At 66.9% G+C, this 25,251-nt stretch carries 19 protein-coding genes; 10 read left to right on the top strand and 9 right to left on the bottom strand.

The genetic code is table 11. The features are described from left to right. Window positions 1-74: 74 nt before the first annotated feature. The 5 genes from ACMZ91_RS04710 to ACMZ91_RS04730 all read right to left on the bottom strand — a co-directional run bounded on the left by ACMZ91_RS04710 (window position 75) and on the right by ACMZ91_RS04730 (window position 8,403). Entirely contained in the window at window positions 75-2,597 is a 2,523-nt protein-coding gene (locus tag ACMZ91_RS04710; RefSeq protein ID WP_414577550.1) for a PepSY domain-containing protein, read from the bottom strand. Between the two features lie 670 nt (window positions 2,598-3,267). Next, on the bottom strand, window positions 3,268-3,831 hold the full coding sequence (locus ACMZ91_RS04715; protein WP_414576806.1) for a TlpA family protein disulfide reductase: 564 nt from the start codon (window positions 3,829-3,831) through the stop codon (window positions 3,268-3,270). Further along, window positions 3,828-6,209 (bottom strand): protein-disulfide reductase DsbD family protein, encoded by a 2,382-nt coding sequence (locus ACMZ91_RS04720; protein WP_049462805.1) that lies wholly within the window; start codon window positions 6,207-6,209, stop codon window positions 3,828-3,830. Before ACMZ91_RS04720 ends, ACMZ91_RS04715 begins: the two co-directional genes overlap by 4 nt. Next, window positions 6,206-6,544 carry a divalent-cation tolerance protein CutA gene (gene cutA / locus ACMZ91_RS04725; protein ID WP_014648595.1) on the bottom strand — a complete coding sequence of 113 codons (339 nt, stop codon included), beginning with the start codon at window positions 6,542-6,544 and terminating at the stop codon, window positions 6,206-6,208. Before cutA ends, ACMZ91_RS04720 begins: the two co-directional genes overlap by 4 nt. 68 nt (window positions 6,545-6,612) lie before the next feature. Then, window positions 6,613-8,403 (bottom strand): endonuclease, encoded by a 1,791-nt coding sequence (locus tag ACMZ91_RS04730; RefSeq protein WP_049462804.1) that lies wholly within the window; start codon window positions 8,401-8,403, stop codon window positions 6,613-6,615. 312 nt (window positions 8,404-8,715) lie between these two features. On the opposite strand from ACMZ91_RS04730, the gene ACMZ91_RS04735 reads away from it, so the two are divergent. After that, entirely contained in the window at window positions 8,716-9,003 is a 288-nt protein-coding gene (locus tag ACMZ91_RS04735; protein ID WP_005411227.1) for a co-chaperone GroES, read from the top strand. Window positions 9,004-9,084: 81 nt separating this feature from the next. Further along, window positions 9,085-10,734 (top strand): chaperonin GroEL, encoded by a 1,650-nt coding sequence (gene groL / locus ACMZ91_RS04740; protein WP_014038666.1) that lies wholly within the window; start codon window positions 9,085-9,087, stop codon window positions 10,732-10,734. Between the two features lie 88 nt (window positions 10,735-10,822). On the opposite strand, the gene ACMZ91_RS04745 is transcribed toward groL, so the two are convergent. Beyond that, on the bottom strand, window positions 10,823-11,746 hold the full coding sequence (locus ACMZ91_RS04745) for a LysR substrate-binding domain-containing protein (RefSeq protein ID WP_134951419.1): 924 nt from the start codon (window positions 11,744-11,746) through the stop codon (window positions 10,823-10,825). Window positions 11,747-11,992: 246 nt separating this feature from the next. Here ACMZ91_RS04745 and ACMZ91_RS04750 point away from each other — a divergent pair, with 246 nt between their 5' ends. The 8 genes from ACMZ91_RS04750 (at window position 11,993) to ACMZ91_RS04785 (ending at window position 17,860) form a co-directional block, all read left to right on the top strand. Continuing rightward, window positions 11,993-12,628 (top strand): glutathione S-transferase family protein, encoded by a 636-nt coding sequence (locus ACMZ91_RS04750; protein WP_414576809.1) that lies wholly within the window; start codon window positions 11,993-11,995, stop codon window positions 12,626-12,628. 13 nt (window positions 12,629-12,641) lie between these two features. Further along, window positions 12,642-13,670 carry an LLM class oxidoreductase gene (locus ACMZ91_RS04755; protein WP_134951421.1) on the top strand — a complete coding sequence of 343 codons (1,029 nt, stop codon included), beginning with the start codon at window positions 12,642-12,644 and terminating at the stop codon, window positions 13,668-13,670. Window positions 13,671-13,725: 55 nt separating this feature from the next. Beyond that, window positions 13,726-14,226 carry a MarR family winged helix-turn-helix transcriptional regulator gene (locus ACMZ91_RS04760; RefSeq protein WP_414576811.1) on the top strand — a complete coding sequence of 167 codons (501 nt, stop codon included), beginning with the start codon at window positions 13,726-13,728 and terminating at the stop codon, window positions 14,224-14,226. Next, entirely contained in the window at window positions 14,223-14,963 is a 741-nt protein-coding gene (locus ACMZ91_RS04765; protein WP_414576813.1) for a DNA alkylation repair protein, read from the top strand. The genes ACMZ91_RS04760 and ACMZ91_RS04765 overlap by 4 nt, the downstream gene beginning before the upstream one ends. 55 nt (window positions 14,964-15,018) lie before the next feature. Further along, window positions 15,019-15,357, top strand: a complete 339-nt coding sequence (locus tag ACMZ91_RS04770; RefSeq protein WP_149908988.1) for a DUF6616 family protein — start codon at window positions 15,019-15,021, stop codon at window positions 15,355-15,357. Window positions 15,358-15,469: 112 nt separating this feature from the next. After that, window positions 15,470-15,727, top strand: a complete 258-nt coding sequence (locus ACMZ91_RS04775) for a hypothetical protein (protein ID WP_005414620.1) — start codon at window positions 15,470-15,472, stop codon at window positions 15,725-15,727. A 295-nt stretch (window positions 15,728-16,022) separates the two neighbouring features. Further along, window positions 16,023-17,096 carry a 3-deoxy-7-phosphoheptulonate synthase gene (locus ACMZ91_RS04780; RefSeq protein WP_094001122.1) on the top strand — a complete coding sequence of 358 codons (1,074 nt, stop codon included), beginning with the start codon at window positions 16,023-16,025 and terminating at the stop codon, window positions 17,094-17,096. Window positions 17,097-17,548: 452 nt separating this feature from the next. Then, window positions 17,549-17,860 carry a DUF5076 domain-containing protein gene (locus ACMZ91_RS04785; protein ID WP_080356512.1) on the top strand — a complete coding sequence of 104 codons (312 nt, stop codon included), beginning with the start codon at window positions 17,549-17,551 and terminating at the stop codon, window positions 17,858-17,860. 43 nt (window positions 17,861-17,903) lie between these two features. Here ACMZ91_RS04785 and ACMZ91_RS04790 read toward each other — a convergent pair whose 3' ends face one another. From ACMZ91_RS04790 to ACMZ91_RS04800, 3 genes are read right to left on the bottom strand one after another with little or no spacing between them, the layout of a single operon-like run. Then, on the bottom strand, window positions 17,904-20,963 hold the full coding sequence (locus ACMZ91_RS04790) for an efflux RND transporter permease subunit (protein ID WP_414576816.1): 3,060 nt from the start codon (window positions 20,961-20,963) through the stop codon (window positions 17,904-17,906). Beyond that, on the bottom strand, window positions 20,960-24,037 hold the full coding sequence (locus ACMZ91_RS04795) for a multidrug efflux RND transporter permease subunit (protein WP_414576817.1): 3,078 nt from the start codon (window positions 24,035-24,037) through the stop codon (window positions 20,960-20,962). The genes ACMZ91_RS04790 and ACMZ91_RS04795 overlap by 4 nt, the downstream gene beginning before the upstream one ends. Beyond that, window positions 24,034-25,200: an MdtA/MuxA family multidrug efflux RND transporter periplasmic adaptor subunit gene (locus tag ACMZ91_RS04800; protein ID WP_006396352.1), complete on the bottom strand. Its 1,167-nt coding sequence runs from the start codon at window positions 25,198-25,200 to the stop codon at window positions 24,034-24,036. The genes ACMZ91_RS04795 and ACMZ91_RS04800 overlap by 4 nt, the downstream gene beginning before the upstream one ends. Window positions 25,201-25,251: the final 51 nt, after the last annotated feature.

Here is a 25,251-nt window from a genome sequence, read left to right on the forward strand (position 1 = left end):
GCTCCGGTAGTGCCGGTCGCTGGCCGGCACCGTCGATGATCCTGCCGGCCAGCGGTCGGCACTACCCTTGTGGCTCAGTACACGTCGCGCCGGTAGCGCCCGGTCTCCAGCAGCGTTTCCACAACCTCATCGCCCAGCGCAGCGCGCAGCACCTGGTCCACGCCTTCGGCCATGCCCTGCAGCGAGCCGCAGACATGAATCACCGCACCACGCTGCATCCATTCGCGCAGCGCATCGGTGGCGGCATGCAGGCAATCCTGCACGTAACCACCTTCGCCATCGCGCGAGAACGCCAGGTCCACCCGCGCGAGATGGCCATCGGCCTGCCACGCTTCGATCTCGTCGGCGAACAGGAAGTCGTGCGCGCGCTGGCGCTCACCGAACAGCAGCCAGTGCCCGTGCTCGCCTGTGTGGGCAGCTTCGCGCAACAGGCTGCGCAGACCCGCGATGCCGGTGCCATTGCCGACCAGCACCATCGGCACACCGCCAATGCGATGGAAACCGGGGTTGCGATGCACACGGGCCACGATGCTGGCACCGACCGGGGCATGCAGCGCCAGCCAGCCCGAGCCCAGCCCGGCTCGACCCGACAGGTCATGCACCAGGCGCACCACCAGTTCCACCACTTCATCACTCGTGGAGGAGGCGATGGAGTATTCGCGTCCGGGCAGCGTTGGCAATCCGGACAGCCACAGGCATGCATCCTGCACCGCCAGCGCGGCGTCGGCCTCGGGCAGCTCGCGTTCACTGGCCAGCGCCAGCAGGGTGCGTGGGTGGCCGTCCACCAGCAGCGGCTGCAGCGGATCCAACCCATGTGCCTTCAACACGGCGCTGGCGTGCCGTGCGTTGTGCCGGGGCGCGATATGCAGGATGTCGCCCGCCTGCCACTGCACGTCGGCCGGTGGCGCAAGACGGATGCGCCAGATGGCACCACCGATGCTGCCCGGATTGAGCCGGTCGCGGCCGAGCAGCCGCCACTCATGCATCTGCGTGGCCGCTGGCAGTACGCTGTCATCGGTGACGATGCCGGTCAGCGCGCCCAGCTGCAGCTGCCATTGGCGCAAGGCCGCTACCGAGGCGGCATCGACTTCGATGCGGTCGAACAACGGGCGCGCGCCGTTGCCGAGCAGCCAGCCATCAACCTGGCGACCGAAGCCGCAGTAGTGCGGGTACTGTCGGTCACCCAGCGCCAGCAATCCAAACTGCAGGCCTGACAGGTCGAGTGTCTGTGCCATCAGCCGTCGTGCAGCGCCTCGCGCCGCATCCGGTGGCTCGCCGTCGCCGAAGGTGCTCAGTACCCACAGCACCTGCGCGGTGCGTGCCAGCTGCGCGGCATCGACGCGGGCCAGTGGCAGCACCTGCACCGCATGACCGGACGCCTGCAGCTGCGCGGCGGCGCGCCATGCCAGTTGTTCTCCCAGTCCACTCTGGCTGGCATGCACCACCAGCCACGGCGTACCACCGCCATCGGCAGGCGTTGCTGGCAGCGACTGGCGCAGGTCACGCGCGGCGCGCTGGCTGCGGCGGCGGTCCAGGTAGAGCATCCAGCCGGTGATGAAGAACAGGCTCATGCCCAGGCTGCTGAGCATCACCACCACGCGCCCGGGCACGCCGAAGTAGCTGCCCGAGTGCAGCGCGAACACGCTGGTGGCCAGCTGCGCGCCGGCGCCCTGGCGCGCATAGGGGCGGGCATCGAGCGTGGCCCCCGTGCCTGGGTCCAGCTGCAGCAGATCATGCGCGCGGTCATGCTGGCCGCCGCGCTGCGACGGATCACCGGCCATCACCCGCACGTTCAGTGCCTGCCCCGGCTTCTCCGGCAGGCGCAGGTCGATGTAGCCGGTGCGCACGCCGGGCAGTGCGTACAGCGTGGCTTCGATGCGTTCCAGGTTCAGGGCGGCGTCGGTGGCGACCTTGTGCTTGGCGGCCGGTGCGACGCCCAGCAGGGTGTTGGCGGCACTGCGATACCAGTCGAACGACCACCACAGGCCGGTCAGCGCACTCATCAGGTAGATCAACAGCACCCAGGTGCCGACCACCGAGTGCAGGCTCCACAGGAAGCCACGGCCGCGGCGTTTCCATTCCACCGCCAGCCAGCTGCGCCAGTGCCACCAGCGCCGCGGCCAGCGCAGGTAGAGCCCGGACAGGGTGAAGAACAGCAGCGCGATGGCACAACTGCCGGTGATCCATTTGCCGCGTTCGCCGGCGGCGAGGTGGCGATGCAGATCCTCGACGAAATCGAAGAACGCCTGCCCGCGCAGGGCGCTGAAGCGCTCGCCGGTGTACGGATCGAAGTAGACCCAGTGTTCCTTGCCGCCAGCGAAGCGCGCCACCGAGGGCCGTTGCCCGGTGGCATCCACGCGCAGGCGTTGCAGGGGGCGATCACTGCCGGCCTGCAGCAGCGGCACCAGTTCGCTGAGTTCAAGCGGAAGCTGGCCGTCGGCATGGTGCTCGGCGATCTCGGCGAAGCCGGGATTGGCCGCGCGCAGCAGTTCATCCTCGAAGGACAGCACGGCGCCGCTGAGGCCCATCACGGCCAGCACGGCACCGGCGGTGATGCCCAGCAGCCAGTGCAGTTGGAACAGGACGTTCTTGAACATCGAAGGAGGAGGGCCTGGAGGGCTGCCGCCCGTATCCTGCGCAACAGCAAATGAGAATTAGTCGCGGAATTCTCCGTGGCGCCCCGGCTGTGGTCAAGCAGGGGATATCGGCCGGGCGCCGCCCGGCACCCGCGGTAGTGCCGGCCGCTGGCCGGCAACCTCAGAAGCAACAGCCGAAGCAACAGCCGAAGCAACAGCGGGTTTCCTGTGAGGAGGCGGGGTGGGTCCGGTTGCGGGGGACGGCGTGAATACGTCCATGTAGCCTCGGTCGCGCCATCCATGGCGCTCACGCCCCCTCAACCGGACCCACCCCGCCTTCGACAGTTTCCTGCGATCTGTCGGAAATACTTTTGGGGTCAGATCCGTTTTCCGCAGTAAAACGGATCTGACCCCGGAATTTCATTCGATATCTGACAGATGTGTCGACCAAGGTCGACACCTACCAACAGCCGCGAAGATCTGTCAGAGGTGGGGCGGTGTCGGAGTGCGGGGTGTCAGCCGCATGGATGCGGCTGCCAAGCTTACAGGGATGTACTTGCAGCGTCCCCGCACTCCGATACCGTCCCGCCATCCCACGGAATGCCCGCTTTGGCTTTGGCTGTTGCCGTTGCCGTTGCCGTTGCCGTTGCATTGAGCAGGTGCAGGGCTGCAAGCCCTGCAAAAAACACCCTCACTTCACCCAGCTGTCGATCTCGCCGTGGGCGAACGGCCCCAGCTTCGCCTTCACCAGCCGGCCCTGTGCATCGAACAGCACGCTGTAGGGCAGCAGGCCCTGCGTATTGCCCAGCTGCACGCTGGCATCGCGTGGCCCGGGTGTCTCGATCACGATCGGGTAATCCACCGGTACCCGCTGCAGGAAACCGCGCACGTCTTCCGGCGTATCCAGCGCCAGGCCAAGAACCTGCACACGGTTGTCGCCCTGGGTGTGGGCAAAGCGCGCCAGTTCAGGCATTTCTTCAACGCAGGGCGCGCACCAGCTGGCCCAGACATTGATCAACAGCGGGCGGCCGGTAGCGTGCTGGCGCAGGTCCAGCGGTCGGCCTTCAAGATCGGGCAGCGACAGCGCGGGCAGGCTGTCGCCGACCTGCAGGGCGGGTGCCACCGCCGCCACCGCAGGCGCCGCTGGCATGGCCTCAGGCGCAGCCGGCGCGGGAGCCAATTGATGCCCGGCCCACAGGCCGAGGCCGGCGGCCAGCACCGCTGTCCACAGCAGCGCTGGCCGTTGCCATTTCATCGTGCGGTGCGCAGCAGCGCTTCCTCGACCACCGCCTGGGTCAGCAGGGTCGGCAGCACGGTCGGCGGTGCGCCGGGGCCGTACACCACGTACAGCGGCACGCCCACGGCCTTGTGCTCTTCCAGGAACGTGGTGATCTGCGGATCGACGTTGGTGTAGTCACCGCGCATGTACACCGCGTTGGTGCGCTTGAGCAGTTCCTTGAACTCTGGGCGCGACAGCACGGCGCGCTCGTTGGCCTTGCAGCTCACGCACCAGTCGGCGGTCATGTTCACGAACACCACGCGGTTGTCGGCGCGCAGGCGATCCAGCAGCTGCGGCGAGTATTCGACCACGTTGTCAGTGGCTGCCTGTGCGGCACGCGCCGGCGCTGCCAGCTGGGTCACGCCCCAGGCCGGAACCAGTGCACCGATCGCCAGCAGCACGCCGAGCAGGGTGACGGCGCGCGAGCCGGTCCAGCGGTTGCGTTCAAACAGCCACAGACCGAAGGCCAGCAGCAGCAGGCCACCCAGCACCAGCGCCATGCCGTCCACGCCGCGCTGCTTGCCCAGCACCCACAGCAGCCACAGCACGGTGGCATACATCGGGAAGGCCAGCACGTGCTTGAGCGTTTCCATCCACGGGCCCGGCTTGGGCAGGCGGCGCGCCAGCGCCGGCACGAAGCCGATCAGCAGGAACGGCAGGGCCAGGCCCAGGCCGAGGAACAGGAACACGGTCATCGCCTTCAGCGGCGGGGCAATGAACGCGTAGGCAATCGCGCCGCCCATGAACGGGCCGACGCAGGCACTGCCGACCACGCAGGCCAGCGCACCGGTGAAGAAATCACCGGCCGGGCCACTGCGGCTGGCCAGCGACTGGCCGAGGTTGCCGATGCCGCCGCCCAGTGTGAACACGCCGGACAGGCTCAGGCCCACCGCGAACATGATGTAGGCCAGCGCCGCCACCACGCCCGGGTGCTGCAGCTGGAAGCCGATGCCGACGGCGTTGCCGATCGCGCGCAGGCCAACCATCAACGCACCGATCACCGCGAACGCGACCAAGACGCCCAGCGTGTACCAGAGGGCATGGCTGCGCGCGCGCTGCGGGCTTTCGCCACTCTGCGCCAGGCTCAGGACCTTCAGCGACAGGATCGGCAGCACGCAGGGCATCAGGTTCAGTACCAGGCCACCGGCCAACGCCAGCAGCAGGACCCATACGAACGAACGGTCCGGATTCGGCGTGGTCACCGGCGGTCGCGTGCGCAGCGCGTTGTCACCCTGTGCATCGGCGGCGAACTCACTGCTGGCGGTGCCGTCACCTGCAGCAGGGGTCGTGGCATCCGTATTGGGCACGGTTGGCAGCAGGCGCAGCGGTGCGCCGTTGGCGGCTTCGCGTGGTGCGCCGTTGGCAGCGGGCAGCGGGCTGATCACCTCATTGCGCGGTGGCGCCTGGTCGGCACTGCTGCTGACCTTGCCGGCCGGAATGGACAGCTTCACCCGGCGGGTCATCGGCGGGTAGCAGATGCCATCGGTCTGGCAACCCTGGAAGGTCACCACCAGAGTGCTGTCGACCGCATCGGCGATGGAGCGGCGCAGCGGCAGCGGCACTTCCACCTGGTTGAAGTACACCGAGACATCGCCGAAGTGTTCGTCGCGATGCGACTGTGCGGCAGGCCAGCGCAGCTTGTCGGCCAGCACCCCGGTGCTGCCGTCCAGCTTCACCGATGTGCGGTCGCGATACAGGTAGTAGCCCGGTGCCGGGCTGAAGCGCAGCAGCAGGGTATTGCCGTCGCTGGCGATGGCGTCGAAGCCGAACGCCTGCTCCGACGGCAGCGGCAGCGCCTGGCTGTTGCTGGCCGCGCCCGGCAGGCGCAGGCCACCGCTGTTGCCGGCACCGGCCAGCGGGTTGTTGAACGGGCTTGCCGCACCGGCACGCGCGGCAGGCACCGCGGCCGCCGCACCGGCGCCCGGCAGCGTGACCTGCACCACGCGCTTCTGCGGCGGGTAGCAGACACCGGCATCGGCGCAGCCCTGGTAACGCACTTCCAGGCTGATGGTGCCGGCGGCGTCGGTCGGCGTGCCGGGCAGGGTGGCCTGCAGGCGTTCGCGATAGGTTTCGACTTCGCCGAAGAAATCGTCGTGGTGCTTGTCGCCCTTGGGCATCTGCAGCGCGCCGGCATTGAAGGCCGGGTCGGCCTTGACGCTGGTGCGGTGGCGATACAGGTAATAGCCCGGTGCGATCTTGAACTGCAGTTGCACCTGGCCCCGTTCGGGGGCGCTGGCGGTCAGCGCGAACGCCTGGTCCACCGGCAGCAGGTCCTTCTCATCCAGCGCGAAGGCCGGCAGCGAGAGCCACAACAGGGCGCACAAGGCGGCGCCGCGCGCAAACAGAGTCTTCAATCAGTGTCCTCCCGGGTCTGTGCCCGGATCCAGTCCAGATACGCCGGCAGGCCGGCCCGGGTTTCGACCGCAATGCACTCCGGGAGTTCATACGGATGCAGTGCGACGATCCGGGCAATCGCGTCATCGACGCGGCTCGCGGTGGTTTTCACCAGCAGCTGCAGTTCGGCGTCGGTGGTCACCTCGCCCTGCCAGCGGTAGGTGGACTGCGCGCCATCGAGGCGGGTCACGCACGCGGCCAGGCGCTCGCCGACCAGCGCGTGCGCGATGCGCTCGGCACTGGCCCGGTCCGGGCAGGTGGTCAACAGCAGCAGGACGGGATCGACGGTCGACATGACCGTCGAGTATAGGGCCGCCGCCGGGTCAGGGCCCGGCGGCGGCAGTGGACCGCTGCGTTGCGCGGTCAGTTGGCCAGCTGGCAGGAGGCCGGCTTGGCCGAGGTGAACAGGCCCGGGGTCGCCCACTCGGGGTGGTCGATGAACGGGTTGCGGTTGCCCTGGAAGCTGTAGATCACGTCGTTGCGGGCACGCTCGGCATCATCCGGCGGATCGGACAGGTGCCAGTCGATCAGCGTCGAGAGCAGGCCCATGTAGGCCGGCGAACTGCTGGTCTTGACGATCCTGCTGCGGTCGTCGGTCAGCTCCAGGTCCGGCTCGGACTGGCCGGTGGCCGCATCCTTGCCGCCCTCGTAGCGGATCGCCATGTACATCACCGCACGTGCCATGTCGCCCTTGCGCTTGCCCCACACCTCGAAGGTGCCGGTGTTGCCGTCCGGCGTGCGCACCCAGTTGGAGTTGCCCGGGTAGCCGCCGCTGCCGCCGCCCTGGCCGTTGTTGGCCTCGGTGGCGCGTTCGCCGCAGTTGGCGTCGCACTTGCCGAACGGCTTGTTGCCACGGTCGGCGTTCCACTGCGCGTCGGTCAGGTACAGCATGTGGGTGTCGGTGTACGGCGCGTACGGCAGGCCCTTGTCGCCGGTGGTGCTGGCAAAGCCCAGCGAGTTCGGCCAGGTGTGCTCGCGGTTGTACTTCAGGCCGCCGCCGCTGCCGGCGCGGTCGGTCACCTTGGCGTAGCTGCGGTTGCGGTACGCATCCAGGATCCTGCCGCTGTTGTTCGGATCCTCGTCGGCGATTTCCAGGATGGTCCAGGTGCTGGTGCCCGAGCCGCTGTACGGGTAGGCGGTGTGGCCCTTGATGGTGGCGTGCAGCGAGCAGCGCAGCTGGCTGGGGCTGCTGGTATTGACCTTGGAGTAGTAACCGGCCGGCACGCCCGGGTTGCCCGGGTCCGGATTGCCGCCGGTGCTGGCCACGGTGAAGGCGATGCGGCTGTCGGCGGCGGGGTGCGCCCCCTGCAGGTCGGTGATGCGCGCGGCGCGGATGTCGAAGCGGCAGGCTTCACCGGCCACCAGCGCGGTGTTGGTGGACAGCTTCACGCTGCGGCCGCTGGCCGGGTAGGTCAGCGGCACGATGCCGGAGGTACCGCAGCTCAGCGCGAACGCGCCGCTGGCCAGGTTCACCGTCTCGCTGAACACCACTTCCAGATCGGCCGCGGCCGGGAAGGTGCTGCTGCCCTGCGCCGGGGTGGTGGTGGACACCGACGGCGGCGTGTTCGGGCCCGGGGTGCCGCCGCCGCTGAAGGTCTGGCCGTTGTTGCAGCTGCCGAAGGTCTGCCTGGCCGACTCGGCCCAGGTGAAGTGGGCGTACTGGCTGCCGCTGCCGGTCAGCTGCAGCGAGGTGCCGGGGGCCGTGCTGTTGGTCTCGGCCACCGGAATGTTCTGGCTGGTCATGCCGGCGGCAGGGCCACCGGAGGCGGTGATGGCGCCCTCGTAGCTGAGGAACTGGACCACCTTGCCGCTGGCGTCGACCAGGGCGATGCCGTCGTTCGGGCCGTTCTGGATGCCGTTGGTCGGGTAGTTGACCACGGCGATGCTGGCGCTGCCGCAACCGGCGGCGGTGCCGGCCGGGACCGGGTTGTTGGCGTAGACCGTGGCGGCCGAAGGATTGCTGCCGTTGTAGAGGTAGAGGCGGTAGCCGGACAGGTCTTCACCTGCGGTAGCGACCACTTCGATGACTTCGCCGACGTCACCGGCGGCGGTGCTGTCGTCGTAGTGCAGTTCATTGATGAAGACCTCGGCCTGGGCCGGCGCCGCGGCCAGTGCCAGCAGGCAGGCGGCGGCAAGCGGGGACAGCAATCGCATCGACTACTCCTTGTGATTGGGAATGCCTGACCGAGCCTAAGGCCGATCCAGTGACACTTTGTCGTAAATGAACGTCAGATATCTGACAGTGCGACGCTTGTCACCGAAATTGTCCAGGACCGACGCCGTGGCCGAGGCGCGCGGGTGGAAAAAATTTTTTCATTCCGCCCTTGAAAGGGGGCGGCGCGGCTCCATCTCTGCCCTGCTCCCGACGTTGTCGGGTTTCTTCACGTGCGGTTCTGGCACTCGCCTGGGGTGAGTGCTAACATCGCCGGACTTTTTTAGACCAATCAATCACTTAAGAGGTCTCCTATGAGCATCAAGCCGCTGCACGACCGCGTTGTGGTCAAGCCGATCGAAGCCGACGAAATCTCCGCCGGTGGCATCGTCATCCCCGACTCGGCCAAGGAAAAGTCCACCAAGGGTGAGGTCGTGGCCGTCGGCCCGGGCAAGCCGCTGGACAACGGCAACGTGCGCGCGCCGTCGCTGAAGGTCGGCGACAAGGTCATCTATGGCCAGTACGCCGGCAGCTCGTACAAGAGCGAAGGCGTCGAATACAAGGTCCTGCGCGAAGACGACGTGCTCGCCGTCATCGGCTGAGCCTCGGCGCGACCTGTTTCAACCTGATCCCAAACTCCCAGCCGCCGGGCATCGTCCGGCGCTACCAATGAGGTAAATGCAATGGCTGCCAAGGATATTCGTTTCGGTGAAGACGCCCGTTCGCGCATGGTGCGCGGCGTCAACGTTCTCGCCAATGCCGTCAAGGCCACCCTGGGCCCGAAGGGCCGCAACGTCGTGCTGGAAAAGAGCTTCGGCGCCCCGACCATCACCAAGGACGGCGTCTCCGTCGCCAAGGAAATCGAACTGGCTGACAAGTTCGAGAACATGGGCGCGCAGATGGTGAAGGAAGTTGCTTCGCGCACCAACGACGATGCCGGCGACGGCACCACCACCGCCACCGTGCTGGCCCAGGCCCTGATCCGCGAAGGCGCCAAGGCTGTTGCCGCCGGCATGAACCCGATGGACCTGAAGCGTGGTATCGACAAGGCCGTCGTGGCCGCCGTTGCCGAGCTGAAGACCATCTCCAAGCCGACGGCTGACGACAAGGCGATTGCCCAGGTCGGTACCATCTCGGCCAACTCGGACGAGTCGATCGGCCAGATCATCGCTGACGCGATGAAGGAAGTCGGCAAGGAAGGCGTGATCACCGTTGAAGAAGGCTCGGGCCTGGACAACGAGCTGGACGTGGTCAAGGGCATGCAGTTCGACCGCGGCTACCTGTCCCCGTACTTCATCAACAACCAGCAGTCGCAGACCGCTGACCTGGATGACCCGTTCATCCTGCTGCACGACAAGAAGATCTCCAACGTCCGTGACCTGCTGCCGGTGCTGGAAGGCGTCGCCAAGGCCGGCAAGCCGCTGCTGATCGTGGCCGAAGAAGTCGAAGGCGAAGCGCTGGCGACCCTGGTGGTCAACACCATCCGTGGCATCGTCAAGGTCGTGGCCGTCAAGGCACCGGGCTTCGGCGACCGTCGCAAGGCGATGCTGGAAGACATGGCCGTGCTGACCGGCGGCACCGTGATCTCCGAAGAAGTGGGCCTGTCGCTGGAAAAGGCCACCATCAAGGACCTGGGCCGCGCCAAGAAGGTGCAGGTCTCCAAGGAAAACACCACCATCATCGATGGCGTGGGTGACAAGGCTGCCGTCGACGCACGCGTCGGCCAGATCAAGACCCAGATCCAGGACACCTCCTCGGATTACGACCGCGAGAAGCTGCAGGAACGCGTGGCCAAGCTGGCCGGTGGCGTTGCCGTGATCAAGGTCGGTGCTTCGACCGAAATCGAGATGAAGGAAAAGAAGGATCGCGTCGACGACGCCCTGCACGCTACCCGTGCAGCCGTTGAAGAAGGCGTGGTCCCGGGCGGCGGCGTGGCCCTGGTCCGTGCGGTCACCGCACTGGCCGGCCTGAAGGGTGCCAACGAAGACCAGAACCACGGCATCCAGATCGCCCTGCGCGCGATGGAAGCCCCGCTGCGCGAAATCGTGGCCAACGCCGGTGAAGAACCGTCGGTCATCATCAACAAGGTCAAGGAAGGCACCGGCAGCTTCGGCTACAACGCCGCCACCGGCGAGTTCGGCGACATGCTGCAGTTCGGCATCCTGGACCCGACCAAGGTGACCCGTTCGGCGCTGCAGAACGCGGCCTCGATCGCTGGCCTGATGATCACCACCGAAGCCATGGTTGCCGAAGCTCCGAAGAAGGACGAGCCGGCCATGGGTGGCGCCGGTGGCATGGGCGGCATGGGTGGCATGGGCGGCATGGACTTCTAAGTCCCCACGTTCGCCCCGCAATGAAAAACCCCGCCGCAAGGCGGGGTTTTTTTGTGGCCGGCTGCAACGGCATCGCTTTCCGAGCGGCTTATCCTGCGTCCTGCAGGGTGTGTGTGCCTGCTGCCTGCGGCGTCATCAATGCTGCATGCAACCAGGTCATGAAAGCAGGTATCGCCGCGTTGGCCTCGCCGTCCGCACGCGTCACCGCGTAGTAGGCGAAGGCCTGTGGCCAGGGCTGGTCGATCACCACCTGCAGCCGGCCATTGGCGAGTTCTTCGGCCGCGTGGATGTCGCGCACCAGGGCGATGCCTTGCCCGGCCACCGCCGCGCGGATCAGCAACAGGTCGTCATCGAACGCAGGGCCGCGCTCCAGTCGTTCATCGATGGGCAGATCCAGTGCCTGGAACCACAGCCGCCAGTCGCTGCGGTCGGCGTCCTGCAGCAGCGGCAACTGCAGGCAATCCTGCACCGTACCCACGGCAGGCGCGCTGGCCAGCAGCGCAGGGCTGGCCACCGGCAGCAGTACCGGCGCCAGAAGATGCTCGGCATGCAGGCCAGGGTAGCGGCCCAGTCCATGACGGATCGCGATGTCCACCCCCTCGCGGCGCAGGTCGACCAACGCCGCGCTCGAGTCCAGCTGCACGTCCACCTGCGGATGCAACGCACTGAACCCGCCCAGTCGCGGCGCCAACCACTGTGCGGCGAAGCTCGGTGCCGCGCTGATGCGTAGCGTGCACCGTGTTTCCCAGCGTTCGAGTGTCTGCAGGCTCTGTGCGATCTGATCGAAGGCCTGCAGCAGCTCCGGATACACACGCGCGCCGGCTGCACTGAGCACCACGCCATGCCGGGTGCGGTCGAACAGGCTCACGCCCAGCCGCTCCTGCAGCTGTCGAAGCTGCTGGCTGATTGCACCAGGTGTCACCCCCATCGCATCGGCGGCGGCGGTCAGGCTGCCATGTCGGCCAGTTTCAACGAAGGCCCGCAGGCCCAGCAGCGGCAGCACCGCACCCATCTCAACTCTCCTGTAACCGCGTCGGCACGCGCCGCGCTGCGACAGCATATCGACCGCACTGCAGCCTGTCGCGCGCGCGTCGCGCACGTTGAGCCCCGCTCAACTCACCGTGCAGGAGACATCGTTTCCCCGCGACGCAGGCCTTTCCTAGACTGCCTGCACGGCTGCTGCAGCGCCCGTTCCCGCATCGCCCGGCCACCTTCAACGGCCGATGCATGCCGTCGCTCCCTGCCGTCCAGGATTCCCATGAACGAACCTTCGCTGCACCTGTACTCCGACAGTTCTCCCAATGGCTTCAAGGCCACCATCGCACTGGAAGAACTGGGTCTTCCCTATCACCTTCACCACGTCCACATCGCCGATGGTGAACATCGCCATCCCGACTTCCTGCGGCTCAACCCGCATGGCCGCATTCCCGTGCTGGAAGATCGCGCGCGCGGCATCGTTGTCTTCGAGTCGGCGGCGATCCTGATGTATTTGGCCGAACAGGGCAATGCGTTGCTGCCTTCCGAACCGGTTGCGCGCTGGGAGACGCTGACCTGGCTGATGTTCCATGCCGCCAGCGTCGGCCCGATCCTCGGCCAGCGCGTGCACTTCGAGCATTTCGCACAACAGCCCGATTCCGCGGCAATCGAACGCTACCGCCGCCTGAGCGACGAGCTGTTCGGCGTACTCGACCAGCGCCTGCAGGGACGCGAGTGGTTGGCTGGCGATCACTACTCGATTGCCGACATCGCCCACTTCGGCTGGCTGCACATCGCCCGCATCATCGACATCGATTTGTCGCGGCATCGCCATCTGGATGCGTGGTACGCACGGGTTGCCGCACGCCCTGCGGTACAGCGCGGCGTGCAGCTGCCCGAGCCGGCCACCGGACCGTAAGGAGGCGACGCATATGAACGATTCCATTGCAGTGCCGGGCGCGTCGGCGCCGGTCTTTGCCACGCACCCGGGCTACCAGCGCATGTTCCGCGCCGACGCGCTGACCCTGGGCATCTACCTGCCGCTGCGCTTCTACCAGGGCGACATGGCCGTGCTGCAGGGCCAGGCGCGGTGGGTGGAGGAGATCGACCGCCATGGCTTCGCTGCGGTATGGGTGCGTGACGTACCGCTGTTCGATCCGTTGTTCGGCGATGCGGGGCAGCTGTTCGATCCATTCACCTACCTTGCGTGGCTGGCAGCGCGCACACAGCGCGTGGCCCTGGCCACCGGCAGCGTGGTGCTGCCACTGCGCCATCCGATCGATCTGGCCAAGGCCGCGGCGTCGATCGATCAGCTGTCCGGTGGGCGGCTGGTGATGGGTGTGGCGTCCGGTGATCGACCGCTGGAGTTTCCGGCCTATGGACTGGAGCACGCGGCGCGCGGAGAGCGTTTTGCCACCGCAATGAACGAGATGCGCCGTTGGCTGCAACCGGGCACGGATGGGCGGATGACACATGCCGGTGCCGAGCAGGGCGTGCAGTTGCTGCCGCCCACGGTCAGTGGCCGCGTTCCGCTGATCGTCACCGGTGGCGCACGCCAGCCACTGGAATGGATCGGCCAGCATGCCGATGGCTGGCTGACCTACCCAGAGGCCACCCATGACAACGCTGGTCCGCAGCGGCTGGCCGCGAAGATCGGCGCCTGGCGCGCGCTGATTCCGGACGGCGGCTTCCGTCCGCACATGACCAACGAATGGATCGACCTGGTGGACGATCCGGATCATCCACGCATGCCGCTGCGGGGTGGCTTCACCCTGCGCACCGGCCGCAAGGGTCTGATCGATCTGCTGCAGGCCTGGCAGCGGGCCGGCGTCAACCATGCCGCACTGGGGATCCAGTTCGCCGAGCGGCCTGCCGGCGAGGTGCTGCAGGAGCTGGCCGAGGAGGTACTGCCATTGTTCCCGTCGCATCCCGGGCCGGCGGCGAAGGTGATGGACTGGTAGCCACGCCGAAGCGGATGGCATATGATTAGGTGCCTAATCATATGCTCATCACGAGATGATCGAAGCCAAGCACCATGCCCTGATGGATGAGGCGCAGCGACGCGGCCACGCCAACGTCGCGCAGCTGCGCCTGTGCTTCCAGCTGCTCTCGTTGTCGTCGTCCATCGACCACGATTGCGCCACCCGGCTGGCGCCACACGGGCTCAGTGAGGGTCGCTTCATCGTGCTGTTCCTGCTGCATGGGGCCGGTGGCACGTTGTCGCCCCACGAGCTGGCCGAACGCGCAGGCGTCACCCGCGCCACCATCAGCGGCCTGCTCGATGGCCTGCAGCGCGAAGAACTGCTGCAGCGTCGCAGCGATGCTGAGGATGGCCGTCGCCTGCAGATCGTATTGGCCGCACGGGGAAAACGCTTGGCCGAGACACTGTTTGACCAGCACACACAGTGGATCGGTGGCCTGTTCAATGGTCTGGATACCGATGAACAGCAGCAGCTGTCGCGGTTGCTGCACAAGGTCTGGCAGCACACCGATGCTGGACGAGAGTCTGCAGCATGAGCCCGGCGATTGCGGCGCAACGCCTGCATGAACTCAACACCGGTCGCGTTGCCACCACCCATCTGGCCGAATGCCTGGCAGTGGATTTCGCCGCGTTGCTGCAGGTGGTGGCGCCTGCGCTTGCACCGGAAGCGCTGCAACGCATGCGGGATGCCTCAGGCAAGGGCATCACGCTGCGCATGGCCCTGGCCGCGCAACTGCTGCGTGAGGCGGGGCAGGGTGCGCCTGAGTTCTGGCAGGATCACAGCTCCGATACCGTGCGTGGCTGGGCCTGCTATCTGGTCGGCAGCGATGCCCGCGCAACGTTGGCAGAGAAGCTGCAGCAGATGCGCACGCTGGCCGATGACCCACACTTCGGTGTGCGCGAATGGGCGTGGCTGGCGCTACGCACGGACATCGTTGCCGCGCCGATGCAGGCGCTTGAGTACCTGCAACCCTGGACACAGGAAACATCGCCGTACCTGCGCCGCTTCGCCTGTGAAGCGCTGCGCCCACGCGGTGTCTGGGCCACGCATATCGCACTGTTCAAGCAGCATCCGGAACTTGCGTTACCCATGTTGGAAGCACTGGCTGACGACCCGGAACGCTATGTGCAGGATTCGGTCGGCAACTGGCTCAATGACGCCGGCAAGACTCATCCGCAGTGGCTGCGCGAGCTGTGCACGCGTTGGCAGCACGAGCGCCACAGCGACGCCAACGCCTACATCCGCAAACGCGCATTGCGCTCGTTCCGGTAGTGCCGGCCGCTGGCCGGCAACCCCGCAACCCCGTAAACCTCAAGGACGAACCACCATGTCGCACACCTTCATCGAGCTCTACACCGCCACACCAGCCTGGACCGCACTCCCGCCCGAGCAGCGGAATGCCTTCTTCGCCCGTATTGGCGCGGGCATGCAGCAGTTCGATCCAGCCCGCATCACGCCGCTGGCGATGGGCCGCATTGCCACGGACGTACCGCACGGCAGTGGTGAGCAGTTCTATGCCGTCTGGTGCTGCGCCAGCCGCGAGGAGGCCGACGCGCTGGTGGCGGGCATCGCCGCCACCGGCTGGCACGACTACTTCACCACCACCCATGCGGTAGGCGCGGTGGACGACATGGCCCAGCATCTGGCTGATCTGGCTGCGTTGTAGCGGCGCGAAGAGCGCTCGCATAGCGCAGCCCACGGCATGGATGGCACATGCGCCTGTCACCCAGACACGGTAAACAGTGCATTGCCCATGTCCATCCGCAGGGAAGTCGATCATGCAGAGCACGCTCCAGGTCACGCTGTTCGGCCCTCTTGGCGACAGCCCGGCGTTGCAGTTGCCGGGCCTGGAGGGGCCGTCGGTGGCCATCCCGGAATCGGCCCTGCGGCGGTTGGTTTCCGACCTCTACACCGCGCGTTCCCTGCTCAACCCCGAGCAGCTGGACGAAGCCAGGCAGGAGCTGGACCGCGTGCTGGAGCGCTGGGCCGACATCCATGAGGGCCTGCTGCTGGACGTGGAAGTGCATGGTAAATGAGCAACTTCGCGTGGCTGCCGCCGCGTAGGCATGGCTGGTGCGCACCTCGCTGAACCGCGTCCCCAGTTGCGGATGAAACATTTTGCACTGCGCAAAAGCTGTGCTATCAATAGATCCCATGAACGCAGCCGCCACCCGCTTTTACTGGTATTACTTTCCGAAGCCACTGGCGGAGGAAGGACTGCGCTCACCCTGAAGAAAGCTTCAGACGCATTCCCGAAAGCCGCCAGCGAACCTGGCGGCTTTTTTCATGCCGCCACGCTGGGGGCCCCCAACGTTCCGGAGATCTCCTGCAATGCCCCCGCACACCGACGACCTGCGTATCCGCACCATCGAACCGCTGACACCGCCTGCCCAGCTGCTGGCGATGCTGCCTTGTGACGATGAAGCTTCCGACACCGTCAGCGCCTCGCGCGCGGCCCTGCACCAGATCCTGCATGGCCGTGACGACCGCCTGGCGGTGGTGGTTGGCCCGTGCTCGATCCACGACCCGAAGGCCGCCATCGAGTACGCCCAGCGCCTGAAGCCGCTGCGTGACGCGCTGGCCGGAGAACTTGAAATCGTCATGCGCGTGTACTTCGAGAAGCCGCGCACCACGGTGGGCTGGAAGGGCCTGATCAACGACCCGGACCTGGACGGCAGCTTCAGGATCGACAAGGGCCTGCGCATCGCCCGCGGCCTGCTGCGCGACATCAACAAACTCGGCCTGCCGGCCGGTGTCGAATTCCTCGACGTGATCTCGCCGCAGTACATCGCCGACCTGGTGGCATGGGGCGCCATCGGCGCACGCACCACCGAAAGCCAGGTGCATCGCGAGCTGGCGTCGGGGCTGTCGTGCCCGGTCGGCTTCAAGAACGGCACCGATGGCAACGTGAAGATCGCCGCTGACGCGGTGGGTGCCGCGTCCAATCCGCATCACTTCCTGTCGGTCACCAAGCAGGGTGGCACCGCCATCGTGTCGACCACCGGCAACCCGGACTGCCATGTGATCCTGCGCGGCGGCAAGCAGCCGAACTACGACGCCGGCAGTGTCGCCGAGGCCTGCCAGGTGCTGGCCAAGGCCAAGCTGCCGACGCGCCTGATGATCGACGCCAGCCATGCCAACAGCCTGAAGAACCCGGAGAACCAGCCGAAGGTGATCGAGGACATCGCCGTTCAGCTGGAAGACGGCGAACAGCGCATCGTTGGCGTGATGATCGAGAGCCATCTGGTCGGCGGCCGCCAGGAACTGGTGGAAGGCCAGCCGCTGGTCTATGGGCAGAGCATCACCGATGGCTGCATCGACTGGGACACCACCGTCACGGTGCTGGAGCGACTGGCTGCGGCCGTGCGCGCCCGTCGCGACGTGAAGGTATCCGAAGCAGCTTGATGGAAGCCGCCTGAGTGCGGCACGTGTGTGGATGGCGGCCAGCGCCTGCGGGGGTGCGGCCGCGATCAGGGCCGGTCGGAGTTGGAGACCGGCCCATCTGCACCGGCGATGCGCCTGGCGCTGCGCATGAGCGACAGCGCCAGGTACATCGCCGGGGTGGCAGTAGAACCACGCCATGCGTGGACGATTCGCCGTCCCCGGCAATGACGGCTACGACCTGCTGGAGGCCACATTTGTCGCGGGCCCATCGGGTCGCACCCGGCACGCCAAGTGGTCCAGTCCGCGCAGTGCGTTGATCCGACTTGGATACGTAGAGTCGAGCTTGCTCGACTGCGGAAAAACGTGCACCAACGGCAGTCGAGCAAGCTCGACTCTACTCAAGGTCCGCAGTAGATCCACGCCATGCATGGATGTGGGCCACAATGCGATCACTTCTCCTTGCGGCTGCCGCCATGAAAGAACTGATCATCCCTGAAGCTGCCCAACGCGACGAATCTTCGGTCGAGATGATTCGCGTGTGGATCGCTGAGCGCGGGCTGCATGCATCATTGAAAGTGGGGCTGTACGAGGATCGCCCCGACATCCGCGAAGAACGTGCCTGGGGGCGAATTCTTGCAGATGTTGCCCAGCACGTTGCCGACGCGCTGGTGACCAGTGAGGGCATGGACCGTGACGTGGTGGTCGAGGCCATCAAGGCAGCCTTCAACGAGGAGCTGCAGGCGCCATCCAGCGGCCGGTCCGGCGGGTTCGTCGTGCGGCATTGACGGTAGATCCACGCCACGCGTGGATGAATTCCCCGCCCCACCTTCACCGCTTCGCCCGAATCCTCGCCAACGCCAGATACATCGCCGGGGTCGTGTACAGCGTCAACCATTGGCTGACCAGCAAGCCGCCGACAATCGCAATGCCCAGCGGTTGCCGCAGCTCCCAGCCTTCCCCATTGGCCAGCATCAGCGGCAGCGTGCCCAGCAGCGCTGCCAGCGAGGTCATCAGGATCGGCCGCAGGCGCAACCGTGCGGCTTCCATCACTGAATCCTGCGCGCTCAGCCCGCGCCGCTCGCCGGCCAGTGCGAAATCCACCAGCAGGATGGTGTTCTTCATCACCACGCCCACCAGCAGGAACAGGCCGAGCAGGGCGATCAGGTTCAGTTCGTTGCCGAACAGCCACAGCGCCAGCAGCGCACCGACACCGGCCGAGGGCAGGGTGGACAGGATCACCAGCGGCTGCAGGAAGCTCTCGTAGAGGATGCCCAGCACCAGGTAGACCGCCAGCGTGGCGCCCAGCACCAGCCATAGCTGGCGCGCGCGCAGCTGATCCAGCCCGCCGGCTTCACCGGACAGTTTTCCCTGGACCGAACGCGGCAGCATCAGTTTCGACATCGCACCATCGATCGCCTGTGTGGCCTGTTCCAATCCTACGCCCGGTGCCAGTGCGAACTCGATCCAGATCGAGGCGAACTGCTCGCTGTGGTACACCCGGTCCGGTGCCATGCCATAGCGCCAGCTGGCGATGCTCGACAGCGGAATGCGCTGGCCGTTGCCATCGATCACCTGCAGGCGTGACAGCGTGCCCGGGTCCTGGGTGTGCTTCGGGTCCAGCTCCATCACCACGCGGTACTGGTTGAGGCTGTCGTACAGCGTGGCGACCTGGCGCTGGCTGAAGGAGTTGTTGAGCATGTTGGCCACCGTGCGCAGGTCCACGCCGTGGCGCGCGGCTGCTTCGCGGTCGATATCCAGCACCACCTGGCGCATGCCCGCTTCACCCTGTGCTTCCACGTCAACCAGTTCGGGCAGGCCACGCAGGGCGGCAGCCACCTTCGGTGCCCATTCGCGCAGGGGCGCTGTATCGGCTGAAAGCAGCTGGAACTCGTACTTGCCGCTGCTGCCGGCGCCCTCCAGGCGGATGTCCTGGTCCACCCACAGATAGAGATTGCCGCCGGGCAGCTTGGGCAGCCGCGCGCGCAGGCGGTCGATCACCTGCTGGCTGGACACCTTGCGCTCGGCCAGCGGCTTCATCTTGATCATGATGAAGGCGTTGTTGACCCCGTTGCTGCCACCGATGTAGCCGATGATGTCCTCGATGGCCGGATCGGACAGCAACAGCTTCCTGTACGCATCGATCTTCGGTTGCATGGCCTGGAAGGACAGGCCGTCATCGCCGCGCGCGAAGCCGCGCAGCTGCGCGGTGTCCTGCTTGGGCACGATGCCCTTGGGCACCTGCTGGAACAGCCACGTGTTAAGCGCGATGACTGCAACGAAGGCCAGCAACGGCCAGCGCAGCCGGCGCAGGCTGGCCTGAAGCGTGCGCAGGTAGGCGCTGCGCACACGTTCGAACAGCGCATTGCTGCCCCGCTGCCAGCGCGAGGGTTGCTGCGCGGCATCCACGAACAATCGTGCACACAGCATCGGCACCAGGCTCAGCGCGACCAGCACGGAGACCGTCATGGCCGCCACCAGGGTCAACGAGAATTCGCGGAACAGGCGTTCGACGAAGTCGTCCAGGAACAGGATGGAGACGAACACCACGGCCAGTGCAACGTTCATCGACAGCAGCGTGGCACCGACTTCCGATGCGCCACGCACCGCCGCCTGCCAGCGGTCAGCGCCCAGCTCGCGATGGCGGGCGATGTTCTCCAGCACCACGATGGCATCGTCCACCACCAGCACCGCCGCGACAATCAACGCCATCAGCGAGAGCGTGTTGAGCGAGAAGCCCATCAGCGCGATCAGCGCCAGCGTACCGAACAGCACCACCGGAATCGCCACGCTGGGCACCAGTGCAGCACGCCAGTGGCCGAGGAAGACCAGCACCACCAGCACCACCAGTACGATCGCCAGCACCAGGGTGAGCTCTGCCTCATGCAGGGTGGCGCGGATCACCGGCGAGCGGTCCATCACCAGCCGCATGTCCACGCCGGAGGGCAGCAGTGCATGCAGCTGGGGCAGCTGGGCCTGGATGGCATCGACGGTGGCGATGATGTTGGCGCCGGGTTGGCGGCTGACGATCAGCAGCACGGCGGGGCGTTCGTTGTGGAAGCCGCTGGCGTAACGGTCTTCCACGCCATCGGCAACGGCGGCGACATCGCCCAGCCGCAGCGTGCGGTCGTCGCTGACCTTCAATGCCAGTTCGCGGTACTGCGCGGCCTGGCGCAGCTGCAGCGGCGCTTCCAGCTGCCACTGCTGGCGGTCATCGCCCACGGCACCCATCGGGCGCATGGCGTTGGCGCGGCCGATGGCCTGGGCCACGTCCTCCAGCGCCAGGCCTGCATGGTTCAGTGCATTCGGGTCCAGCGATACACGCACGGCGGGCAAGGCGCTGCCGCCCACCTGCACTTCGCCCACGCCCGGTACCTGCGACAGCTTCTGCGCCAGCACGGTGGAGGCCAGGTCATACAGCTGGCCTGGCGAACGCGTGTCCGAGGTCAGTGCCAGCGCCAGGATCGGTGCCTGTGAGGGATTGACCTTGCGGTACTGCGGCATGCCGGGCATGCCACTGGGCAACTGCCCGCGTGCGAGGTTGATCGCGGCCTGCACTTCACGTGCGGCCTCATCGATGTCACGGCCGAGCACGAACTTCAGTTCGATCTGGGTCTGGCCCTGGGTGCTGGCCGAATCGATGCGCGAGATGCCGGGCAGGCTGCCCAGCGCACGCTCCAGCGGCGTGGCCACGGTGGCGGCCATCGATTCGGGCGACGCGCCGGGCAGGCTGGCGCTGACTTCGATGGCCGGGTAATCGACCTGTGGCAGCGGCGCCACCGGCAACAGGCGCAATGCCAGCAGGCCGGCCAGCACCAGCGCCACCGCCAGCAGGATCGTCGCAACCGGGCGCTGCACGCAGGCCTGCGCCAGGCGCGCGATGGGGGTCACGCGCGCGCCTCGTCAACCGCCACCGGGGACGCTGCACGGCCACGCTGCAGGCGGTCGAAGGCCAGGTAGATCACCGGCGTGGTGAACAGGGTCAGCACCTGGCTGACCAGCAGCCCCCCCACCATCACCCAGCCGAGTGGCTGCCGCAGCTCTGCGCCGGAACCACTGGCCAGCATCAGCGGCACTGCGCCGAACAGCGCGGCCAGCGTGGTCATCAGGATCGGCCGGAAACGCAGCAGCGCGGCCTGATGGATCGCCTCGCGCGGTGACATGCCGCGTGTGCGCTGCGCGTCCAGCGCGAAGTCGATCATCATGATCGCGTTCTTCTTCACCAGGCCGATCAGCAGCACGATGCCGATCACCGCGATCAGGTCCAGGCTGCGTCCGCTTACCCACAGCGCAGCCAGCGCACCGACGGTGGCCGAGGGCAGGGTGGAGAGGATGGTGATGGGGTGGATGAAGCTCTCGTAGAGCACGCCCAGCACGATGTACATCACCACCACCGCGGCCAGGATCAGCCACAGTGTGGACGACAGCGAGCTGCTGAAGGCCGCTGCGGCACCCTGCAGGCGAAGTTCGATGCTCTGCGGCAGGTTCACCTGTGCGCGCGCGGCGTGCACAGCCTCCACCGCTTCGCCCAGCGAAGCGCCCGGGGCAAGGTTGAACGACAGCGTGGCCGCCGGGAACTGGCCCACGTGATTGCGTAGCAGTGCGGACGGACCCACCTCTACCCGCGCCACCGCACCCAGCGGCACGGTCTGCCCACTGCTGCTGCGCACACGCAGGCCCGTGATCGCCTCCGGCCCGGGCTGTCGTGAAGGATCGGCCTCCAGCACCACCCGGTACTGGCTGGCCTGGGTGAAGATGGTCGAAATCTGGCGCTGCCCATAGGCGTCGTACAGCGCATCGGCTACTGCTTCCACGCTTACGCCCAGGCGCGCCGCCGCATCGCGGTCGATCGCCACGCGCGCCTGCCGGCCCTGCATCTGCAGATCGCTGGCGACATCGCGCAGTGCAGGTTGCTGGCGTAGCGCCTGCAGCAGCTTCGGGGTCCAGCGTTCCAGTGTTTCAAGATCCGGCGTGGTCAGGGTGAACTGGTACTGGGTGCGGCTGATGCGGTCTTCGATGCCCAGCTCCTGTACCGGCTGCAGGTACAGGGTGATGCCGGGGATCTTCGACACGCGCTGTTGCAGGCGCGCCATCACCACGGCGGCGCCATCGCGGTCGCCGTGCGGTTTCAGCTCGATCAGCAGGCGGCCGGTATTGAGCGTGGCATTGTTGCCGTCCACGCCGATGTAGGACGAGACGCTGGCCACCGCCTCGTCGGCTTCGATGGCCGCCGCCAGCGCCTGCTGGCGCTCGCGCATGGCCTGGAATGAGATCGCCTGCGGCGCTTCGCTGATGCCCTGCACCAGGCCGGCATCCTGCACCGGGAAGAAACCCTTGGGCACGGCGAAGTACAGCGCCACGGTCAGTGCGAGGGTGGCAACGGTGGCCAGCAACATCAGCGGCTGGCGCTGCAGCACCCAGCGCAGCTGGCGGTCGTAGAGGCCGATGACGCGGTCGAAGACATCGGGCGCATGTGCAGTCTTCGCGTGCGGCTTCAGGAACCGCGCGCACAGCATCGGCGTCAGCGTCAGCGAGACCACCAGCGAAATGCCGATGGCTACAGCCAGTGTCACTGCGAACTCATGGAACAGTGCACCCACCAGGTCGGCCATGAACAGCAGCGGGATCAGCACCGCGATCAGCGAAACAGTCAGCGACACCAGGGTGAAGCCGATCTCGGCTGCGCCTTTCAGCGCTGCATCGCGGGGGCTTTCGCCTTCCTCCAGATGGCGGGCGATGTTCTCCAGCATCACGATGGCATCGTCCACCACGAAGCCGGTGGCGATGGTCAGCGCCATCAGCGTGAGGTTGTTGAGCGAATAGCCGGCCAGCAGCATCACCGCGAAGGTGCCGATGAGCGACAGCGGCACCGCGACGCTGGGAATGAGCGTGGCCGGCAGATTGCGCAGGAACACCCAGGTGACCAGCACCACCAGGCCGATGGCCAGTACCAGTTCTTTCTGCACGCCGCGCACCGACGCGCGGATCGATTCGGTGCGGTCGCTCAGTACATTCATCTGCACGCCGGCGGGCAGCGTGGCCTGCAGCTGCGGCAGCAGCGTACGCACCTGCTCGACCACGGCGATCACGTTGGCGCCGGGCTGGCGCTGGATGTTCACCAGCACTGCCGGCGTGGTACCGCTCCACGCAGCCAACTGGCGGTTCTCGGCGCCATCGGTAATGGTGGCTACATCGCCCAGCCGCAGCGGCGCGCCGTCGCGCCAGGCCAGTACCAGGGCACGGTACTCATCCACGCTGCGCATCTGATCGTTGGCATCGAGCATCACCGCGCGGATCGGGCCATCGAAACTGCCCTTGGGCAGGTTGACGTTGGCGGCGGCGATGGCGGTGCGGATGTGGTCCATGCCCAGGTTGTTGGCGGCCAGCGCCGCTGGATTGACCTGGATGCGCACCGCCGGGCGCTGGCCACCGGCCAGGCTGACCAGGCCGACGCCGGGCAACTGCGCCAGGCGCTGGGCGATGCGCGTATCCACCAGATCGTGCACCTGCGGCAGCGACAGGCCTTGCGAGGTCACCGCCAGTGTCAGGATGGGGGTGTCGGCCGGGTTGACCTTGCGGTACACCGGCGGCACCGGCAGGTCCCCGGGCAGGAAGCTGCCCGCCGCGTTGATGGCGGCCTGCACGTCCTGCTCAGCCACACCCAGCGACACCTCCAGCCCGAACTGCAGGGTGATGACCGAGGCACCACCGGAACTGGTCGACGACAGTTGTTTCAGGCCGGGAATCTGCCCGAGCTGGCGCTCCAGCGGTGCGGTGATGGTGCGTGTGGTCAGTTCGGGGCTGGCCCCCGGATACAGCGTGGTGATCTGGATGATCGGGTAATCGACCTGCGGCAGCGCCGCCACCGGCAGCAGGCGATAGGCCAGCACGCCGGACAGCAGCAGCGCCACCATCAGGAGAGTCGTTGCGACCGGGCGCAGGATGAACGGGCGCGAGAGGTTCATGCGCCGGCCTTGGTCGCGGCCTCCTCGGTGATGATCTCCACCGCCGTGCCGTCTTCCAGCCCGTCGATGCCTTCGATCACCACCTTGTCCCCTGCGGCCAGCCCGGAGCGCACGGCCACGCGTCCATCATCGGCTGGACCGAGCACCACGGTGCGGCGTTGTGCCTTGCTGTCCTTGTCGACGATATGCACGTAGTTGCCCTGGCTGCCGAACTGCACGGCGGCATCGGGAATCAGCAGCGCGGGCTGCTCGCCCAGCTGCAGGCGGACGTTGACGAACTGGTTGGGGAACAGCGCCAGATCGTGGTTGTCGAAGTGCGCACGCAGTTTCAACGTGCCGGTGGTGGTATCGATGCGGTTGTCGACGCTGGACAGCGAGCCGCGGGCCAGCTGCCGGCGTTCTTCGCGGTCCCAGGTTTCCACCGCCAGTGCCGGTTGCGCCTGCACGGCATCGAGCAGCGCAGGCAGCTCGGGTTCGGGCACCGTGAACAGCACGCTGATCGGCGCGGTCTGCGCCAGCGTCACCAGGCCTTCGGCATCGCTGGCGCGCACCAGGTTGCCCACGTCCAAACGGCGCAGCCCGACGCGGCCACTGACCGGCGCGGTGATGCGGGTGTACTGCAGCTGCAGGCGCGCTTCATCAACAGACGCCTGATCGCTGAGGCGGCGGCCCTGCAGCTGGCGCACCTTGCTCTGCTGGTCGCTCAGTTCCTGCCCGGACACGTAGTTCTGCTTCTGCAGTTCGCGGTAGCGCTGCAGCTGGCGCTCGGCGTTTTCCAGCTCGGCCAGATTCTGCTGCTGGGTACCCTGAGCCTGTGCCAGCTTCACTTCATACGGGCGCGGGTCGATCTGCGCCAGCAGATCGCCGGCCTTCACCTGCTGGCCTTCCTGGAAATGCAGCCGCAGCAGTTCGCCATCCACGCGGCTGCGTACCACCACGCTGTGCAGCGGGGTGACCGTACCGACCGCCTTCAGGCGCAGCACCAGCGGCTCGGCGCTGGCGCGTGCCACGCGTACCGGCACCGTCTTGCCCGGCGCATCGTCGCTGCTGCCGGCACCATTCCGGGGCCACAGCCACCACGCCAGAAGGGCGGCGAGGGCGATGGCCAGCACCGCCCACAACAGGCGGGCACGACGGAAGCGGGAATTTTCGGCGACAGACATGGGGCATCCTGCGCCCTGCGCGCGCAGGGACATGCGGGCCCGTCGGCGCGT

The organism is Stenotrophomonas sp. FR024 (assembly GCF_047500745.2).
Lineage (GTDB): Bacteria > Pseudomonadota > Gammaproteobacteria > Xanthomonadales > Xanthomonadaceae > Stenotrophomonas > Stenotrophomonas maltophilia_A.

Coding starts and splice junctions, on each gene's coding strand:
- ACMZ91_RS04710 (WP_414577550.1), bottom strand. CDS start 2,597: ATGTTCAAGAACGTCCTGTTCCAACTGCACTGGCTGCTGGGCATCACC.
- ACMZ91_RS04715 (WP_414576806.1), bottom strand. CDS start 3,831: ATGAAATGGCAACGGCCAGCGCTGCTGTGGACAGCGGTGCTGGCCGCC.
- cutA (WP_014648595.1), bottom strand. CDS start 6,544: ATGTCGACCGTCGATCCCGTCCTGCTGCTGTTGACCACCTGCCCGGAC.
- ACMZ91_RS04730 (WP_049462804.1), bottom strand. CDS start 8,403: ATGCGATTGCTGTCCCCGCTTGCCGCCGCCTGCCTGCTGGCACTGGCC.
- ACMZ91_RS04735 (WP_005411227.1), top strand. CDS start 8,716: ATGAGCATCAAGCCGCTGCACGACCGCGTTGTGGTCAAGCCGATCGAA.
- groL (WP_014038666.1), top strand. CDS start 9,085: ATGGCTGCCAAGGATATTCGTTTCGGTGAAGACGCCCGTTCGCGCATG.
- ACMZ91_RS04745 (WP_134951419.1), bottom strand. CDS start 11,746: ATGGGTGCGGTGCTGCCGCTGCTGGGCCTGCGGGCCTTCGTTGAAACT.
- ACMZ91_RS04750 (WP_414576809.1), top strand. CDS start 11,993: ATGAACGAACCTTCGCTGCACCTGTACTCCGACAGTTCTCCCAATGGC.
- ACMZ91_RS04755 (WP_134951421.1), top strand. CDS start 12,642: ATGAACGATTCCATTGCAGTGCCGGGCGCGTCGGCGCCGGTCTTTGCC.
- ACMZ91_RS04760 (WP_414576811.1), top strand. CDS start 13,726: ATGATCGAAGCCAAGCACCATGCCCTGATGGATGAGGCGCAGCGACGC.
- ACMZ91_RS04765 (WP_414576813.1), top strand. CDS start 14,223: ATGAGCCCGGCGATTGCGGCGCAACGCCTGCATGAACTCAACACCGGT.
- ACMZ91_RS04770 (WP_149908988.1), top strand. CDS start 15,019: ATGTCGCACACCTTCATCGAGCTCTACACCGCCACACCAGCCTGGACC.
- ACMZ91_RS04775 (WP_005414620.1), top strand. CDS start 15,470: ATGCAGAGCACGCTCCAGGTCACGCTGTTCGGCCCTCTTGGCGACAGC.
- ACMZ91_RS04780 (WP_094001122.1), top strand. CDS start 16,023: ATGCCCCCGCACACCGACGACCTGCGTATCCGCACCATCGAACCGCTG.
- ACMZ91_RS04785 (WP_080356512.1), top strand. CDS start 17,549: ATGAAAGAACTGATCATCCCTGAAGCTGCCCAACGCGACGAATCTTCG.
- ACMZ91_RS04795 (WP_414576817.1), bottom strand. CDS start 24,037: ATGAACCTCTCGCGCCCGTTCATCCTGCGCCCGGTCGCAACGACTCTC.
- ACMZ91_RS04800 (WP_006396352.1), bottom strand. CDS start 25,200: ATGTCTGTCGCCGAAAATTCCCGCTTCCGTCGTGCCCGCCTGTTGTGG.